The following is a 16769-nucleotide window of genomic DNA, read 5'->3' on the forward strand; positions in this document are numbered from 1 at the left end:
CAAGAGGAGCGTGTATGAGCTACTTGTGGCCATGAGTTGAATGACTGCTTAGGTCAGCTCGATGCCCGAAAGCCGACCTCCCGCTTGCGGCCCAAAGGCTGCCGGCCGCAATGCGCCCTCATTTCAGCAGTTGCGGGTTGTGCCGCTCCTTCCCAAAACCTGCCATCCAATCAGGCCGCAGGTGATGACCGAAAGGGGTGGACCGCAGACGGTCGGATTTTGGTTCGGCCGATAAGAAAAGCAGACGTTTGACGACCGGCGAAAGTGGGGCCGATAGGCCCGCTGGCGAAAGTCAGCGGGCTCTACTTCAGCCCTGAACCGTCGTCGGCTCCGCATCGTCCACGATGAACTTCGCCCGGGCGTAAAGCTCGTCAAACGTCATGACCTCTGGCCAGCGCAGCGAGCGGCGGAATAGCTCGAATGACCTGAACTTGTCCTTGTTCGTGCCTTCTGGTGTCTGGAACTCGCCAAGATTGCCGATAACCAGAAAAGACCGGGGCTGGAACTGGAACAGAACCTCGCCGGTTGGGTTGCTGCTTTCGAAATCGGTGGGGCGAAACTCTGCCGAAAGATCCTCAAGTGCCCGCTGCACAGTGACCTGTATCTGCGACACGGCGCCGGCCAATTCCAGACTGGGCGAGAACACTCCATCGCGGTAACGCCTCACCAAGTCGGTTTCAGATGTTTTGATTTCGACAAAGCAGAGGGAGTTGATCGCGGCTACGGTCTTCATTAGGCCGTCTACCTCTTTGCCTCGTCCGGTCATGTTGTAACCGGCAACCTTCGTGCGGAGGGCTCGTCCTTCCAGCTCCGACATCGCCATGTAGGAAAGGCCGTATCCAAATATCCACGTGTTGCGCTCAAAGAATGCTTGCCAAGCATCCTCCATCCGTCCGTTGGCAGCTGCCTTTTCGCTCTCCCTGAAGTCGGCATCGGCCAGCATACGTCGGAAGTATGTCAGCTCCTTCTTGCGTTTGGCGATGCTGTAAAGCTCCTGCGCCTCCACCTCGGTTTCTAGAACAGCGCTGAGCAGGGCGGGATCTTCGACAAGCAGCTTGGCTATCTGGCGCCGGTCGAAAGAAGACTGAACCATGGTGCGGTCCGCAACCCGACCGCCGTCCTCGTTCACGAAAATCATAGTCTCGCAGGCTTTGATGAAGGTCAGCAGCTCGTCAATTTCCTTCCCGTACAGCGGGAAGGAGTCCACGGCGTAAGGCATGTCCTTACTGTTCCATTTCTGGAAGGTCAGCGTGCTGATCTTGTGGCTGTCCTCATGTAGCGTCGCCTTGAACTGGTATCTCCCTGCATGGCTCCTGCGGAGAACAACTTCCTTGCCCTCTTTCACGGCGACCGTTCCCCCTTTGCCCTCAACAACGCGATACATGAACCTCCGCAGCGGCAAGTCTTGGTCGAGGCTGCGGAGGGTTATTCGTTTGGAGTAGTACGTGAAGTGAGGGTTGCGGCCCCAGAAGTACGTTTCATCGTCGTATGACATCAGCCCTCTCAGGACTTCAACGGTGACTGCAACATACGCAAGTTATTGGCCGAGAGTCTCGGGCCACTGCATAATCCACAGGTGGCAAAGCCCTATTTTACCAAGAATTCACGCGAGCAGTTGTTCGAACGCTTCGCCCTGCAATTTACCGATGAGGAACAGCGAACTATTCTCGATCACCTCACCCCACGTTTTCAGGACGAAGAGGGAAGGGTCGAGCTGGTGGTCGGGCAATGGCGGCTTCTAGGTAGGTCACAATGCCAGATAAACGACCGCAATGCGGTCGATTGCTGAACGGCAGCTTCAGCCAAATATGTTTTGACAGCGGACGATCAGGTTACGGCCCGAAGCGGTCGTCAGGCAACCGAGGAGACAGTCAGGAATGGCCAAAGGTCTTTATCGCTTTAGCGACGACGCCGTGATGGTTCTTTACGAGCAAAACTCAATGATTTTGCCGAACAGCGACTATGTGGAAAGAGGCCACACGCCAGACCTCGACAAGTTGCCTACCCATGCCGAGTGGGTGGCATGGTATCGTGCTAACGGAAGTGAAGGCCAGACGCATACGGAATGGTTGGCATGGCGCGATGCCCACGGAGACGACCACTAGTCCGAGGCTTAGAGCTCTGCCCTCTGCACCATAAATGCTGTCACCATGGAGGATGCGGCAGAGGTGGGTAGGCGCATGGCCATGTGATCCATCGATGTCAGGTTGAGTTGATATCAGCAAGAGTCTGTTGCCGAATGGCAGCAATCCGCTGAACTCGCTCGGATAGCGGACCGACGGCTATCGGCCCATACAAGTCATTCGCTCGTGCCTTCGCGATGACATTTCTTGGCGCCCCCAATCTTCCAAGCTGCTACGTTCACTGCATCGCACGGGCGCGTATATTGGGTATCTTCAATATTCTGAAACGTCACGCCATCCTGCTTCCGTTTAACAAAACTCGGAGGCTGCGCCCATGACACCGACGAAGCTCCTTGTCGGTCAGATAGTCATTGTGTTCGCCATCGTCATTCTCGGCGTATGGACAGCGACTCAATGGTGCGCCCAAACTTTAGATTATCAGCCGCAACTCGGGCTCCCATGGTTTGTCGCAGCCGGATGGCCGATCTACAAGCCGTGGCAACTGTTCGAGTGGTGGTTCCATTTCGACGCATACGCGCCCGAGGTCTTCGACACGGCCGGGATGCTTGCGGCCACCACAGGCTTCATGGGCTGCGCGGCCGCCATCGCTGGCTCCCTCTGGCGTGCGCGGCAGCGCGGCCTAGTCACCACTTATGGCTCGTCGCGATGGGCCGTGTCTTGGGAGATCGAGAAGGCAGGGCTGTTTCGACCAGCCGGTGTTTTCCTTGGCAAGCTGAAGGACCGCTATCTTCGCCATGACGGGCCGGAGCACGTAATGGCCTTTGCTCCCACGCGCTCGGGCAAGGGTGTTGGACTGGTTGTTCCGACGCTTCTTTCCTGGACCGGCTCGGCCGTCATTCACGACATCAAAGGCGAGAACTGGCAGCTGACCGCCGGCTGGCGGTCGAAGTTCTCGTACTGTTTTTTGTTCAATCCGACCGATCCGAGGTCAGCACGCTACAATCCGCTACTTGAGGTGCGCAAAGACGTGAACGAGGTCCGCGATGTCCAGAACATCGCTGATGTCTTGGTGGATCCGGAAGGTGCGCTCGAGCGGCGCAATCATTGGGAGAAGACCAGTCACTCACTCTTGGTCGGCGCCATCTTGCACGTGCTCTATGCCGAAGAGGAAAAGACGCTCGCCCGCGTCGCCACCTTCCTGTCGGATCCGCAACGCTCCTTTGTCGCGACGCTGCAGCGGATGATGACGACCAATCACCTCGGCACGGCGGACAAGCCCCAGGTCCATCCGGTCGTGGCCTCCGCAGCGCGCGAGGTGCTGAACAAGTCGGAAAATGAGCGTTCTGGCGTGCTCTCGACCGCGATGTCGTTTCTCGGGCTCTATCGTGATCCGACAGTGGCCGCGGCAACATCGACCTGCGACTGGCGCATTGCGGACCTGATGGATGCCGAGCGGCCGATGTCGCTCTATCTGGTCGTGCCGCCGTCGGACATCTCGCGCACCAAGCCGCTGGTGAGACTGGTGCTCAATCAAATCGGCCGCAGGCTGACTGAGCGCCTGGAGGGTGACCCGAAGAAGAGCCGCAGGCATCAACTCCTCATGATGCTCGACGAATTCCCGGCGCTCGGACGCCTCGATTTCTTCGAGACCGCGCTTGCCTTCATGGCAGGCTACGGCATCCGCGCCTATCTGATCGCTCAATCCTTGAACCAGATCTCCAAGGCCTATGGCGAGAACAACGCCATTCTCGACAATTGCCATGTGCGGATTTCCTTTTCTTCCAATGACGAGCGCACGGCCAAACGCATCTCGGACGCGCTCGGTACAGCGACGGAACTCAGAACCATGCGTAACTATGCCGGCCATCGGCTGGCACCCTGGCTTTCGCACGTCATGGTGAGCCGCCAGGAAACTGCGCGACCGCTGTTGACACCAGGCGAGGTGATGCAATTGCCGCCTTCGGACGAGCTGGTGCTGATATCAGGATTGCCGCCGATCCGTGCGAACAAGCTCCGCTACTACGAGGACCAGAATTTCACCGAACGGGTGCTGCCGGCGCCGGTGTTGCGCGACGGTCTGTACGCGGACTGTCCTGCGTCGCGCCCCGACGATTGGAGCGGACTAGTCCGCAGTGTTGACCGCCGTCTCGCTGCAGATGACGAAAACGCCGGCGCGGCAATCGAAGAAGACGGCGGCGTGCAACAGCAGCGTCATCCCGGCCTGCCTGAAGACCACGTCGTCGTCTCTCAGGAGCCTGATCAAGACGACCTCTTCAATCTGGCGGACGATGACGCCGAGGCACTCGCAGACAAGCGCGTCATGGACCGGGTTTCCACCGCAGCCAGCGCCTACGGTATCAACGAGGGAAGGGGCGACGAAAAGGACATCATCCCCGGCTTCTAAGCGCTTTCGCAGCTCAGGCGTATCTCAGCGTAGATAACGCCCATAAGCGATTTTTCAGATATCGGCGATGTTCGTTCCCGCCGCCGGCGCATCAGCGCCGGCCAGTCGGAACGAGCCCCATGAAGCCCCATCGCATTCGCCACCAGTTTCTGCTCGAACCCGCGTTAAGCGAGAAGCTGGAAACGCTCAGCCGCAACCCGTCGACCACAAAATCGGCGATCGTTGCGAAAGCGGTCGAGGCCTTCATCGAGCGGCGTGGCGAGAACGAACTCGACAATCGTTATGGCAGGCGTCTCGACCGTCTTTCCCGCGACCTCGACCATATCCGAACCGATGTCGAGGTGATCCTGGAGAGCCTCGCACTCTTCATACGCTTTTCGATTACGCTTCATTCCCACACGCCGGTCCCGGATCGGGCGACACAGGCGATTGCCCAAGAGCGCTTTGACAAATTCGTCGAGCAGGTCGGTCGCCAGATCGCCTCCGGGAAGCGCTCGCTTGGCAACGGCAATGGCAATGGAGGCGAAGGATGAGCTCTCATCCCGCAGCCGACCACCGCCGCCGCGCCATGCTGCGCACAGCCATGGGCCACGCGATCACCGAGGCCCTTGCCGATCCGACCGTCATCGAGGTGATGGTCAACCCCGACGGCGCGCTGCGGCTCGACCGGTTGGGAGAAGGCCGGGTCGATACCGGCGTGCATATGCATCCTTCCGAGGCCGAACGCATCGTCCGCCTCGTTGCCTCTCACGTGCGCGCCGAGGCGCATGCGGACAACCCAATCGTCAGTGCCGAACTACCCTCAGGCGAGCGTTTCGAGGGCCTGTTGCCGCCAATCGTCTTGGCGCCATGCTTTGCGATCCGCAAGCCGGCAGCTAAACTCTACACGCTGGCCAACTATGTCGCCGATCGCATCATGCTCCCGCTGCAGGCTGATGCCCTGAGGAAGGCGGTACGCGAGCGGCGCAACATCCTGGTCGCCGGCGGCACATCATCGGGCAAAACGACCCTTGCCAATGCTCTTCTGGCAGAAGTCGCCGAATGCGATGAGCGGGTGATCCTCATTGAGGACACCCGCGAGCTGCAATGCGCGGCCAAGGACTGTGTTGCGCTGAGGACGAGGCGGGGCTCCGTCACACTTGCCGATCTCGTACGCTCGACCCTACGGCTGAGGCCCGACCGCATCATCGTCGGCGAAGTCAGAGGCGCGGAAGCGCTCGACATGCTGAAGGCGTGGAACACCGGTCACCCCGGCGGCATCACCACGGTCCACGCCAGTTCGGCGCGCTCGGCCCTCTACCGGATCGAGCAGCTCGCCCAGGAAGCGGTCGTCACCGTTCCCCGCCGGCTGATCGCCGATGCTGTCAACCTGATTGTCTTCATCGCCGGACGCGGATCGTCGCGCCGCATAGACGCGATTGCCGAGGTCACAGGCCTCGACGGCAGTGGCGACTACGCCGTTGGCCAGCTCACTCTTCCGCAACTCCAGCAGCTTTGAAAGGTCATCTCATGCGCAAGAAAATTTGCTTTCTTTCGTCCGCCGCCGTCGCGCTTCTTCTCACGGCCCAGGCTCACGCTGCCGGCTCCGGCATGCCCTGGGAACAGCCGCTTCAGCAGATCCTGGAATCGGTGCAGGGGCCGGTGGCCAAGATCGTTGCCGTGATCATCATCATAACCACTGGCCTTACCCTTGCGTTCGGCGACACGGCCGGCGGTTTCCGCCGGCTGATCCAGATCGTCTTTGGCCTGTCGATTGCCTTCGCGGCCTCGAGCTTCTTTCTCTCCTTCTTCTCCTTTGGTGGCGGGGCGCTCGTCTGATGGCCATGGGAGAGAAGCATATCCAAGGCTTCGAGGTGCCCGTCCACCGGGCGCTGACTGAGCCGATCCTGCTCGGTGGCGCGCCGCGGGCGGTGGCGATCCTTAACGGCACCGCGGCCGCCGCAATCGGCCTTGGCCTGCAGCAGTGGATTGGCGGTCTAGTGCTCTGGATCGCCGGCCACACGCTCGCGGTCTTTGCCGCACGGCGCGACCCGGACTTTGCCAGCGTACTTGTCCGTCATCTTCGTCAGAAGGGCTGGCTTGCATGCTGAAGCTTTCCGAATACCGCGGCAAAGCCGACCGGCTTGCCGACCATCTGCCCTGGGCAGCACTCGTCGCGCCCGGCATCGTGCTCAACAAGGATGGCAGCTTCCAACGGACATTGCGGTTTCGTGGCCCCGACCTTGAAAGCGCGACGGAGGCCGAACTTATCGGCATATGCGCGCGGGCAAACAATGCGCTGAGAAGGCTCGGCTCTGGCTGGGCGCTGTTCTTCGAGGCCGAGCGCATCGAAGCGCTGGGCTATCCGAGCTCGGCCCTTCCCGATGCTGCCTCATGGCTGATCGATGAGGAACGGCGCGCGGCCTTCGAGGGCAAGGTCGCGCATTTCGAGAGCATCTATCATCTGACCTTGGTCTTCATGCCAGGGCCCGATGGCCAAGCGCGCGCGGAAAGTGCTCTCGTCGACTCGCATCACTTGGGAGGGGAAAGAGACTGGCGCCAGGAGCTTGCCCGGTTCCGAGACGAGACTGACCGCGTTCTCGATCTTCTTTCGGGCTTCGTGCCCGAGGTGCGCGCGCTCGACGATGCCGAGACCCTGACGTACCTGCACGGCACGATCTCGACCCGCCGTCATCCCGTTGCCGTGCCTGAAACGCCAATGTATCTCGACGGCGTCCTGGTTGACGCGCCGCTGACCGGCGGCCTAGAGCCGATGCTGGGCGAACAGCATCTGCGCACGCTGACAGTTCTCGGCTTTCCGAACGTCACCCGGCCAGGAATCCTTGATGCGCTCAATAACCAGGATTTCGCCTATCGCTGGGTGACGCGCTTCATTCCACTCGACAAGGCGGAAGCCACGAAGACGCTGACTCGGCTCCGCCGGCAGTGGTTTGCCAAGCGCAAATCGATCGCGGCTATTCTGCGCGAGGTGGTGACCAACGAACCGGTGCCTCTCGTCGACAGCGACGCCGACAACAAGGCGCTCGATGCCGATGCAGCACTGCAGGCATTGGGCGGCGATCATGTCGGCTTCGGCTATCTCACCACAACGGTGACGGTGTGGGATCAGAACCGTAAAGCCGCCGCGGAAAAGCTTCGCGCCGTCGAGCGGATCGTCAACGGGCTCGGCTTCACCACCATTCGCGAAAGCATCAATGCCGTCGAAGCGTGGCTTGGTTCATTGCCGGGTCATGTCTACGCCAACGTTCGCCAGCCGCTCGTTCACACGCTTAACCTTGCCCATCTCATGCCGCTGTCGTCCGTGTGGGCAGGTCCAGCGGAGAACGAGCACCTTGCCGAGGTCACCGGCGATTACGCTCCGCCGCTTCTTTTCGCCGAAACCAGCGGCTCGACGCCGTTTCGGCTTTCGACCCATATCGGCGATGTCGGCCACATGCTGATTGTCGGGCCGACCGGTGCCGGCAAGTCGGTTCTGCTTGCCCTGATCGCTTTGCAGTTCCGGCGCTACGTTGGCGCGCAAATCTATGTCTTCGACAAAGGCAATTCGGCCCGCGCCGCCGCGTTTGCCATGGGCGGCGACCACCATGCGTTGGGTGCGAATGGTGGGCTTGCTTTCCAGCCGCTGCGCCACATCGACGACCCGGCCACACAGAGCTGGGCGGCCGAATGGATCGCCGGCCTCATTGCCCACGAGAATGTCACCGTCACCCCGGAGGTGAAGGAGGCAATCTGGTCGGCGCTCACCAGCCTCGCCACCGCGCCGGCGCAGGAACGCACGCTGACTGGCCTGTCGGTCCTGCTTCAGTCCAATGCGCTCAAATCGGCGTTGATGCCCTACACGCTCGACGGTCCATTCGGCCGCCTGCTCGATGCCGATGACGACCGGCTGGCCATCTCGGATGTGCAGTGTTTCGAAACCCAGGAGCTGATGCACAGCCAAGGCGCTGTGCTGCCTGTGCTTACCTATCTGTTCCATCGTCTTGAGGACCGGTTTGACGGGCGGCCGACGCTGCTCATGCTCGACGAGGCCTGGGTCTATCTCGACAACCCGCTCTTTGCCGCCCGCATCCGCGAATGGCTTAAGGTGCTGCGTAAGAAAAACGTCTCCGTCATCTTCGCGACGCAGTCGCTTGCCGACATCGCCGGCTCTTCTATCGCACCCGCAATCGTCGAGAGCTGCCCGCAGCGCATTTTTCTCCCCAATGATCGTGCGGTGGAGCCGCAGGCACGGGCAGCCTATGAGCGCTTCGGTCTTAATGAGCGACAGATCGAATTGGTCGCCCGCGCCACGCCGAAGCGCCACTACTATCTGCAGTCGCGCCGCGGCAATCGCCTCTTCGAGCTCGGGCTAGGCCCGATCGCTCTTGCGCTTTGCGGCGCCTCCGACCCGGCCGCCCAGAACCTGATCGACAATATTCTTTCCGAAGAAGGGCAGGGCAGCTTTGCCGCCCGTTTCTTCAGTGCGCGCGACCTGGATTGGGCTGCCGAGCTTCTCCAGCAATTTCCTCAACCTAACAAGGAGCAATCGTCATGATCGGACGCCGCCTTTTTACTAGCCTGGTCACCGTTTCCCTGATCGCCAAACCGATGGCTGACTACGTCCAGCCGGCCTATGCGCTAATCGTGTTTGACCCGTCCAACTATACGCAGAATGTGCTGTCGGCAGCACGCGCATTGGAGCAGATCAACAACCAAATCCAGTCGCTTCAGAACCAGGCGACCATGCTGCAGAACATGGCGCGCAACCTTCAGCGCCTGGATTTCTCTTCCGTGGGCCAGCTTACCGGCTCGCTCCAACGGATTGACGGGCTGATGACCCAGGCGAGCGGCCTGAGCTTCGATCTCGACAAGCTGCAGGACCAGTGGCGCCAGCAATATCCGGAAAGCTACGACGCCACCATCAAGGTCAGCGATGTGGCGAGCGCCGCGCGCGAGCGCTGGCAGAGCGCCATGCAGGCGTTCCGCCAGACCATGAGCGCGCAGTCGCAGATCGTCGAGAACGTGCAGGCCGATGGCGACCTGCTTACCGATCTCGTCAATCGCAGTCAGGGCGCGGCAGGTGCCCTCGAGGCAAGCCAGGCTACCAATCAGCTGATCGCGCTTTCGACCAAGCAGCAGATGCAGATCCAGACGCTGCTTGCGACCCAGTTCCGGGCCGAGGCCGAGGATGCGGCGCGCAAGGCGCAGTCTGAGGAAGCCGCTCGCGAGACGACGAAGCGTTTCCTGGGCACCGGCACGGCTTATCCCGGCAACTGAGCGGCAGTTCTTCAAGACAACGAGGAAGGCGGCGACATGAACGACCTCGGAGTCATCGATCGCTTCATGGAGACCTTTACCCGCTACATTGACAGTGGGTTCGGTCTGCTTTCGGGCGACGTCGCCTTTCTCAGCACCATTCTGATCGGCATTGACATCACGCTCGCGGGCTTGGTCTGGGCGTTCGGCGGCGAGCCCAACATACTTGGCCGGCTTGTTCGCAAAGTGCTCTATGTCGGCGCCTTCGCCTTCGTCCTGAACAATTTCAAGAACCTCGCCGACATAATTTACCGCTCCTTTGCCGGTCTCGGCATCAACGCATCGGCCGGCAACCTGTCCGCCGACAGTCTCCTGCGGCCAGGCCGCATTGCCGCGGCCGGCTTCGAGGGCGCCTGGCCGCTCCTCAATCAAGCGAGCCAGCTTGTAGGCTTCCCCGAGATCTTCGGTAACGCGCTCACCATCTTCGTGCTGCTTCTGGCCTGGTTCCTGGTCCTCATCGCATTCTTCATTCTTTCCATCCAGCTCTTCATCACCATCCTCGAGTTCAAGCTCACCACGCTGGCCGGCTTCGTCCTGGTGCCCTTCGCGCTCTGGAACCGCTCGGCGTTTCTGGCCGAGCGCGTGCTCGGCAATGTGATTTCGTCGGGCATCAAGGTGATGGTGCTTGCCGTCATCGTCGGCATCGGCTCCACGCTCTTTGGCGAGTTCGCTTCCGCCCTGCAGGGCCAGGAGCCGGACCTGGCGGCGGCCATGTCTCAGGTGCTGGGTGCGCTGGCGCTGCTTGGGCTCGGCATTTTCGGCCCCGGGATTGCCTCGGGCATTGTTTCCGGCGCGCCGCAGCTTGGCGCCGGCGCGGCACTTGGAACAACGGCGGCCGCAGCTGGATCAACGCTCGTTTCCGGAGGCGCTGCGTTTGCCGGCGCGCGCATGGCAACAGGCGGCGGCCTCGCCGCAGTCCGTGCCGGCGCCGCCGTGGGGTCCGCTGCCACCGTCGCTTGGCAGACGGGGCGCGCGACATCGCCCGAGTCCGGGCTGTCCGGGGTAGCTGCTGGGCTGCAGGGGGTTGCGAGTGCCGCTAGCGGCGCCGCGATGCGGGGAATGCGATCCGCAGCAGAACCATTCCGCCGTAGTGCCGACGCCGGTCGCGATGCCGGCTGGACCGCGACCGGCGGCATGCCGACCAGCTCGATGAGCGGAAGCTCTCCAGTTATAGCTCCCGCGGCCGCGCCTGCCTGGGCAAGGCGTCTGCGTTCCGAACAGACCGCACGCGCCCATCGCAATGCTGCCACGCAGGCGGTGCGCGATGGAGATCGGGGCGGAAGCGGCGCCAATCCCTCCCTCAATGACAAGGAAGACTAGATGCTCTTCAAGCGACCCGTTCAGCGCTATGGAAAGACGCCCGAACCCGTAACACCCTACCAGAAGGCCAGCCAACTCTGGGATGAGCGCATCGGCGCGGCGCGCGTGCAGGCCAAGAACTGGCGCTTCATGGCCTTTGGCTGCCTGGCTCTGACGACGGGGCTTTCCGGTGGGCTTCTGTGGCAGTCGATGCAGGGCCGCGTCGTGCCTTATGTCGTCGAGGTCGACCGCTTTGGCGAGGCGCACGCGGTCGCGCCGGCAGTCCAAAACTACCAGCCCGACGATGCCCAGATCGCCTGGCATCTCAGCCGCTTCATCCAGAATGTTCGTTCGGTTTCCACCGATGCGGTTCTGGTGCGGCAGAATTGGCTGTCGGCCTACGACTTTGCCACCGACCGAGCGGCGCTCTTCCTCAACGAATATGCCAAGGCGAACGACCCTTTCGGCCAAATCGGCACGCGCAGCGTATCAGTGCAGGTGACCAGCGTGGTCAGGGCTTCCGACAGCTCGTTCCAGGTCAAATGGACCGAGCAGGTGTTCGAGCGCGGCAGCCTCGCCAGCACGACGCGCTGGATTGGGATTCTCACCATCCTCATCCGCCCGCCTAGGACAACCGAGCAGCTGCGCAAGAACCCGCTCGGCGTCTTCATCAACGCCATCGACTGGTCGCGCGAGCTCGACAGCGCCGCGCCAACCCCCCTTTCCCCTAAGGAGCCCGCCAATGACAAATAGACCCCCATTGCTTCGTGCTGCCTTGATCCTGTCGGCGTCTGCTGCGGTTCTTTCGGCCTGTGCCTCGAAGCCAGTGCCGCCGCCTCAGATTTCCTATGACCACGAGGACTTCAAACCAGCCGCGATCGAGAAGGCGCCGGAGAAGCCGGTCAAGGTCGTGGAAGTGCCGAAACCGTTACCGTTGCCTGGTCAGTTGATGCCCGCACCCGGCAAGCCCGCCCCAGATAAGCGCTCGCCGGAAGAACAGGTCGCCGATGCCAACAAGGCGGCGACGCAACAACCCACCAAGTTTGGCTATGTCAATGCGGTGCAGGTTTACCCCTTTGCCGACGGCGCGCTCTACCAGCTCTACGCCGCGCCGGAGCGCGTCACCGATATCTCATTGCAGCGGGGCGAGAAGCTGACCTCGGTCTCAGCCGGCGATACGGTCCGTTGGGTGATCGGTGACACCGTTAGTGGCTCAGGCGATGACCAGCGCACTCATGTGCTGGTGAAGCCATTCGCGCCGGGGCTTGCCACCAATCTGGTCATCACGACGGACAGGCGATCCTATCACCTGCAGCTTCAAAGCACTGAGAAAACTGCCATGGCGGCGCTCTCCTGGATTTACAGCGAAGACCAACTCGTGGCGCTTCGGCGGCGCAACGCTCAGGCCGAGGCTGAAATGCCCGCGGCCTCGAACGTAGCACTCGAAAACATCCGCTTCCGCTATTCGATCACCGGCGACACGCCGCCGTGGAGACCGACCCGCGCCTTCGATGATGGCAGCAAGGTCTACATAGAGTTCCCGAAGCGCATCGATCAGGGCGAGGCGCCACCGCTCTTCATCGTCGGTGCTGACGGGGACAACCAGCTCGTCAACTATCGGATGCACGGCAACTACTACATCGTCCATCGCCTCTTTGCTGCGGCCGAGCTAAGGCTGGGCACCAAACAGCAGCAGGTGGTGCGCATTACGAGAACCGACGGTCGGCAACCTCCGCGGCGGGTTTCGCTGTTTTCGCGTTTTGGCAGGTGAGGGGAGGCTCATGACCGATACTTCCCATCCGAATGCTCCGCCGAAGCTCAATCCCGAACAGCTGCAGCTGCGAGCCTCGCCCCGCCGAGCGGTGCGGTTCAGGCGCGGCATAATCGTCGCGATCGCTGCTGTTGGTTCCGGCGCCGTTTTTGGCGTCACGATGATGGCGCTGCAGGGGCCTGCGTTGCGCCTGAAGCAGCAGGCCGAAGAGCTTTACAGCACCGACCGCAAGCCGACCGCCGAGGGACTTGAATCGCTGCCCAAGGACTATTCCGGGATTAAGCCAAAGGCTCCGGTGCTTGGACCGCCGCTGCCCGGGGATCTCGGCCGTCCTATTCTCGAGCACCAGCGCCAGCTTGGCATCGCGCCCGGGCAAGACGTTTCCGCCGAGGCGCAGCGGCTTGCACAACAAGCCATTGAAGCGCGCGAGTCGCAAGTCCTCTTCCGCATCGAAAACCGGCCCCAGCAGACGGAAGCTTTTGGCAATGGGCGGGGCGGACGTTCACCTTTCGAGACGGCGCCTCAGCAGCCAGATACCGAAGGCACGCGAGCTTCCGTCGCCCCGGCCGAGGGCGACCAGAACAACCAACAGCGCAAGCTCGATTTTATCGATCAACGGAACACCAGCGGGATCTACAATCCGCATGCGCGGCAGACGCCGGCCTCGCCCTATCAGATCATGGCCGGCAGCGTGATTGCGGCAAGCCTGATCACCGGCATCAATTCCGACTTGCCCGGCCTCGTCGTCGCGCAGGTTACCGAGAATGTGCGCGACAGCGTCACCGGCAGCATCCTGCTCATCCCGCAGGGCTCACGGCTGATCGGCACCTACGATAGCGTTGTAGCCTTTGGCCAAAGGCGCGCTCTGTTGGTGTGGCAACGCATTGTGATGCCGGACGGCTCATCGATCGAAATCGACAATCTGCCCGTGACCGACGCGGCCGGCTATGCCGGGCTCGAGGACAAGGTGGATTTCCATACTTGGCAGCTGATCAAGGGCATCGCCGTGGCCACATTGCTGGGGGTTGGTACCGAGTTGACCTTTGGGGAAAACGAAAGCGACTTGGTCAAGGCGATTCGTGAATCCACCCAGCAGAACGTCAGTCAAGCCGGCCAACGGATCACTGAAAAGAACCTGAACGTCCAACCCACGATCACCGTCCGCCCTGGTTGGCCGTTGCGCGTCATCGTGCACAAGGACCTCGTGTTGCGGCCATACACGGGGTGAACAGGAGGACTTCATGGCTAACCTGAAACTCGGAAAACTTCCGGACCGGACACCTTCGAAGATCACCATCACCGTTGCCGCCGACTTGAGCCAAGCACTCAACGACTATGCCGCACTTTACCGTGAGACCTATGGCGAGTCCGAAACGGTGGCGGAACTGATCCCCTTTATGCTGGTCGGGTTCCTGGAAGGCGACCGGGCGTTTGCCAAGGCCAGAAAGGAAGGTCTGCCGGGCGCCGGCGCGTCTGAGAAACCAGGAAGGCAATCATCTTCCACACTGGACAAAGGTTAGCGCTTGGTGTCGTTTTGGAGCAGCTAGGTTCTTGATCCTGACCGCGTTGCCGCCGGTCCCAGCGAGCGTTTCGCACAATTTGAGATCAGGCTTTCGCTTTACGCTTTAGGAAGGTTTCTTGGCCGGAGCAGCCTTCCTTCCCAAACCTAACGATTTTGCCAGCGCTGATCGGGCGGCCGAATAGTTCGGAGCGACCATGGGATAGTCCTTCGCCAGGCACCTTATCTCGGTGTCCACGAAACCGGCAGCAGGCCAATCCGGCTTGCCGAGCGCCTGGAGCGTGCCGATCGTACGCGCGAGGCGAAAGCAAACCTCGCCAACGACCTGAAGCGATTGCAGGATAGTCGCGAGATCCTCGATGCTGAAATTTCGGCCATGAGCGCAGCAAGAACGAGGTCCTGAGCGTCTTTGGCGTATCCACCTTATCCGAAGTCGTGCAACGAGACGAACTCCTGCGCGACAGGGATCGTCTGCGCGCTACGGTCGCCGAACTCGAGGAACAGGTGTCGGCCGAGCTCGCGGTGGAAGGGTTCGAGCAGGCGCGTTCGATATTGGATGTTCTCGATCTGAATAGCCTGGCCATCGAGAAGGCTGAAGGCGAGCAACGGCTTCGGGATCTTGTCGAAGCGATACAGCAACAACTCATTCGGCAGACGCGAGCGGCCGACAAGCTGGACGATATCGGCGGCGACAGCGCTGTTGCCCGCATAGATGCCGAACGACGCACAGTCCTTCTGGAGATCCAAGAAAAGGCCATCCGCTACATCGAGCTGAAATTGGGCGTCATGGCCGCCGGGAACGCTCTGCGCGTCTATCGGGAGCGCCATCGATCCGGAATGATGGCGCGGGCATCCGACGCTTTCGCGCTTATGACGCGTGGCCAGTACTCAGGCCTGACAACCCAACCGGTCAAGGGTGGCGAAGTGCTCATCGCATTACAGCGCGACGGGCAGTCCAAGGTCGCGGACGGGCTGTCGAAGGGCGCGCGTTTTCAGCTTTATCTGGCCCTGCGGCTTGCAGGATATTACGAGTTCGCACAGTTTCGGCCCTCCGTGCCCTTCATTGCCGACGACATCACGGAAACCTTCGACCATTTCCGGTCAGAGGAGGTTTTCCGGTTGTTTGGAGAGATGGCGAGTGCCGGTCAGGTAATCTACCTCACGCATCATCAGCACCTGTGCGAGATCGCCAAGACTGTTGTGCCTGGCGTAGCGATTCATAATCTCGGATGAGATTATACTTGCGTTGCTGACATACCGTGCCGTTCGATGTTTTACCTTAGCTAGTCTAATCGACATTCCAAGCGCCGGCCTTCGCGTCCGCTTTGCGCCAGAGAACGAACCCGCTCGCGGGAGGGGCGCGGGCTTTGGGGTGTGTGCTTCGTCGGCAGCGTCGGTGAGGCTTTGATCGATCAGGGGTGACGGACGGCCATCGGCCTCCGAGCATGAAGTGTCAACCTTCAGCTTGAGAGGAGCATCCGATGACCGTCCCTACGCATCCATCCAGCAGCGCGCTTCGCGAGCGCATGATCGAAGACATGTCCATGCGCGGCCTCACCGAGGATACGCGCCGTGACTATATCCGTTGCGTGAAGGCGTTTGCAGCCTTCATCGGGCGCTCGCCCGACACGGCAACGACTGAGGATCTTCGCCGTTTCCAACTGCACCAGACGCAAGCCGGCATGCGGCCGCCCGGCATCAACAGCTCGGTCTCGGCGCTGCGCTTCTTCTTCACCGTGACGCTCGACCGGCCCGATCTTTCCCGCCGTCTCACGATCATCCACGAGCCGCGCAAGCTGCCGCTGGTGCTGAGCGTCGAGGAGGTGGCGCGGCTGCTCGAAGCCGCACCGGGTCCGAAGTACAAGGCCGCCCTCGGCACCGCCTACGGCGCCGGGTTGCGGGTCTCGGAGATCGTGGCGCTCAAGGTGACCGATATCGACTCGACGCGCATGCTGATCCGCGTCGAGCAGGGCAAGGGGGCAAGGACCGCCACGCCATGCTGTCGCCGCAACTGCTCGGCCTGCTGCGCACCTGGTGGCGCGAGGGCAAACGCCGCGGCGTGATGCTGCCGCGGGGCTGGCTGTTTCCGGGCCGCAACCCGATCCGCCGCTCTCCACGCGGCAGATGAACCGCGCCGTTCATGCGGCACCCGAGGCCGCCGAGATCAAGAAGCGGGTGACGCCGCACACGCTGAGACATTCCTTTGCCACACATCTGCTGGAGCAGGACGTCGACATCCGCGTCATCCAGGTCCTGCTCGGACATGCCCGGCTCAATACCACCGCGCTCTATGCGCACGTGGCCACCAAGACGATCCACACCGTGATAAGCCCGCTCGACCGGATCACGCTGCAGGCAGAGACAGACGAGGAGACGAGACCGGACGGCTGACGCGGC

16 protein-coding genes and 2 pseudogenes are annotated in these 16769 nt (G+C 61.5%); 15 read left to right on the forward strand and 3 right to left on the reverse strand.

Annotated elements, in window-relative coordinates:
- Positions 1–307: 307 nt before the first annotated feature.
- Both NKJ11_RS27260 and NKJ11_RS27265 read right to left on the reverse strand, forming a co-directional pair.
- Positions 308–1495, reverse strand: coding sequence for a Shedu immune nuclease family protein (locus NKJ11_RS27260; protein WP_352794721.1), 1188 nt, complete (start codon positions 1493–1495; stop codon positions 308–310).
- Positions 1496–1603: 108 nt separating this feature from the next.
- Positions 1604–1729, reverse strand: coding sequence for a hypothetical protein (locus NKJ11_RS27265; protein WP_352794722.1), 126 nt, complete (start codon positions 1727–1729; stop codon positions 1604–1606).
- A 148-nt stretch (positions 1730–1877) separates the two neighbouring features.
- Between NKJ11_RS27265 and NKJ11_RS27270 the strand changes: the two genes are divergently transcribed.
- From NKJ11_RS27270 to NKJ11_RS27330, 13 genes are all read left to right on the forward strand, one after another.
- Entirely contained in the window at positions 1878–2105 is a 228-nt protein-coding gene (locus NKJ11_RS27270) for a hypothetical protein (RefSeq protein WP_352794723.1), read from the forward strand.
- A gap of 352 nt (positions 2106–2457) precedes the next feature.
- Entirely contained in the window at positions 2458–4488 is a 2031-nt protein-coding gene (locus tag NKJ11_RS27275; protein WP_352794724.1) for a conjugal transfer protein TraG, read from the forward strand.
- A gap of 119 nt (positions 4489–4607) precedes the next feature.
- A complete protein-coding gene (locus NKJ11_RS27280; protein ID WP_023711820.1) occupies positions 4608–5021 on the forward strand; it encodes a hypothetical protein in 414 nt (137 codons plus the stop codon).
- Positions 5018–5986 carry a P-type conjugative transfer ATPase TrbB gene (gene trbB, locus NKJ11_RS27285; protein ID WP_352609757.1) on the forward strand — a complete coding sequence of 323 codons (969 nt, stop codon included), beginning with the start codon at positions 5018–5020 and terminating at the stop codon, positions 5984–5986. Before NKJ11_RS27280 ends, trbB begins: the two co-directional genes overlap by 4 nt.
- A gap of 11 nt (positions 5987–5997) precedes the next feature.
- Positions 5998–6306 (forward strand): TrbC/VirB2 family type IV secretion system protein, encoded by a 309-nt coding sequence (locus tag NKJ11_RS27290; protein ID WP_023735762.1) that lies wholly within the window; start codon positions 5998–6000, stop codon positions 6304–6306.
- On the forward strand, positions 6306–6578 hold the full coding sequence (locus NKJ11_RS27295; protein WP_023735761.1) for a VirB3 family type IV secretion system protein: 273 nt from the start codon (positions 6306–6308) through the stop codon (positions 6576–6578). Before NKJ11_RS27290 ends, NKJ11_RS27295 begins: the two co-directional genes overlap by 1 nt.
- On the forward strand, positions 6572–9022 hold the full coding sequence (gene trbE / locus NKJ11_RS27300; protein ID WP_352794725.1) for a conjugal transfer protein TrbE: 2451 nt from the start codon (positions 6572–6574) through the stop codon (positions 9020–9022). Before NKJ11_RS27295 ends, trbE begins: the two co-directional genes overlap by 7 nt.
- A complete protein-coding gene (trbJ, locus tag NKJ11_RS27305; protein ID WP_023669263.1) occupies positions 9019–9744 on the forward strand; it encodes a P-type conjugative transfer protein TrbJ in 726 nt (241 codons plus the stop codon). Before trbE ends, trbJ begins: the two co-directional genes overlap by 4 nt.
- A gap of 36 nt (positions 9745–9780) precedes the next feature.
- On the forward strand, positions 9781–11103 hold the full coding sequence (gene trbL / locus NKJ11_RS27310) for a P-type conjugative transfer protein TrbL (protein WP_352794726.1): 1323 nt from the start codon (positions 9781–9783) through the stop codon (positions 11101–11103).
- Complete coding sequence (gene trbF, locus NKJ11_RS27315; protein ID WP_023772758.1) at positions 11104–11835, forward strand: conjugal transfer protein TrbF; 732 nt, start codon at positions 11104–11106, stop codon at positions 11833–11835.
- Complete coding sequence (trbG, locus tag NKJ11_RS27320) at positions 11825–12853, forward strand: P-type conjugative transfer protein TrbG (protein WP_352794727.1); 1029 nt, start codon at positions 11825–11827, stop codon at positions 12851–12853. Before trbF ends, trbG begins: the two co-directional genes overlap by 11 nt.
- Positions 12854–12863: 10 nt before the next feature.
- On the forward strand, positions 12864–14081 hold the full coding sequence (locus NKJ11_RS27325) for a TraB/TrbI/VirB10 family type IV secretion system protein (protein WP_352794728.1): 1218 nt from the start codon (positions 12864–12866) through the stop codon (positions 14079–14081).
- Between the two features lie 13 nt (positions 14082–14094).
- The gene (locus NKJ11_RS27330) at positions 14095–14373 is read left to right on the forward strand and encodes a DUF2274 domain-containing protein (RefSeq protein WP_352794729.1); all 279 of its coding nucleotides are present in this window, start codon (positions 14095–14097) and stop codon (positions 14371–14373) included.
- Positions 14374–14478: 105 nt separating this feature from the next.
- Here NKJ11_RS27330 and NKJ11_RS27335 read toward each other — a convergent pair.
- Positions 14479–14589 (reverse strand): annotated as a pseudogene (locus NKJ11_RS27335) (MucR family transcriptional regulator); the annotation flags it as partial.
- 218 nt (positions 14590–14807) lie between these two features.
- On the opposite strand from NKJ11_RS27335, the gene NKJ11_RS27340 reads away from it, so the two are divergent.
- Together NKJ11_RS27340 and NKJ11_RS27345 are read left to right on the forward strand one after the other, a co-directional pair.
- Positions 14808–15605 carry an ATP-binding protein gene (locus NKJ11_RS27340; protein ID WP_352794730.1) on the forward strand — a complete coding sequence of 266 codons (798 nt, stop codon included), beginning with the start codon at positions 14808–14810 and terminating at the stop codon, positions 15603–15605.
- A 248-nt stretch (positions 15606–15853) separates the two neighbouring features.
- A pseudogene (locus tag NKJ11_RS27345) lies at positions 15854–16763 on the forward strand (tyrosine-type recombinase/integrase).
- Positions 16764–16769 lie beyond the last annotated feature (6 nt).

Origin of the sequence: Mesorhizobium sp. M0243 (assembly GCF_040321775.1) — a bacterium.
GTDB lineage: Bacteria > Pseudomonadota > Alphaproteobacteria > Rhizobiales > Rhizobiaceae > Mesorhizobium.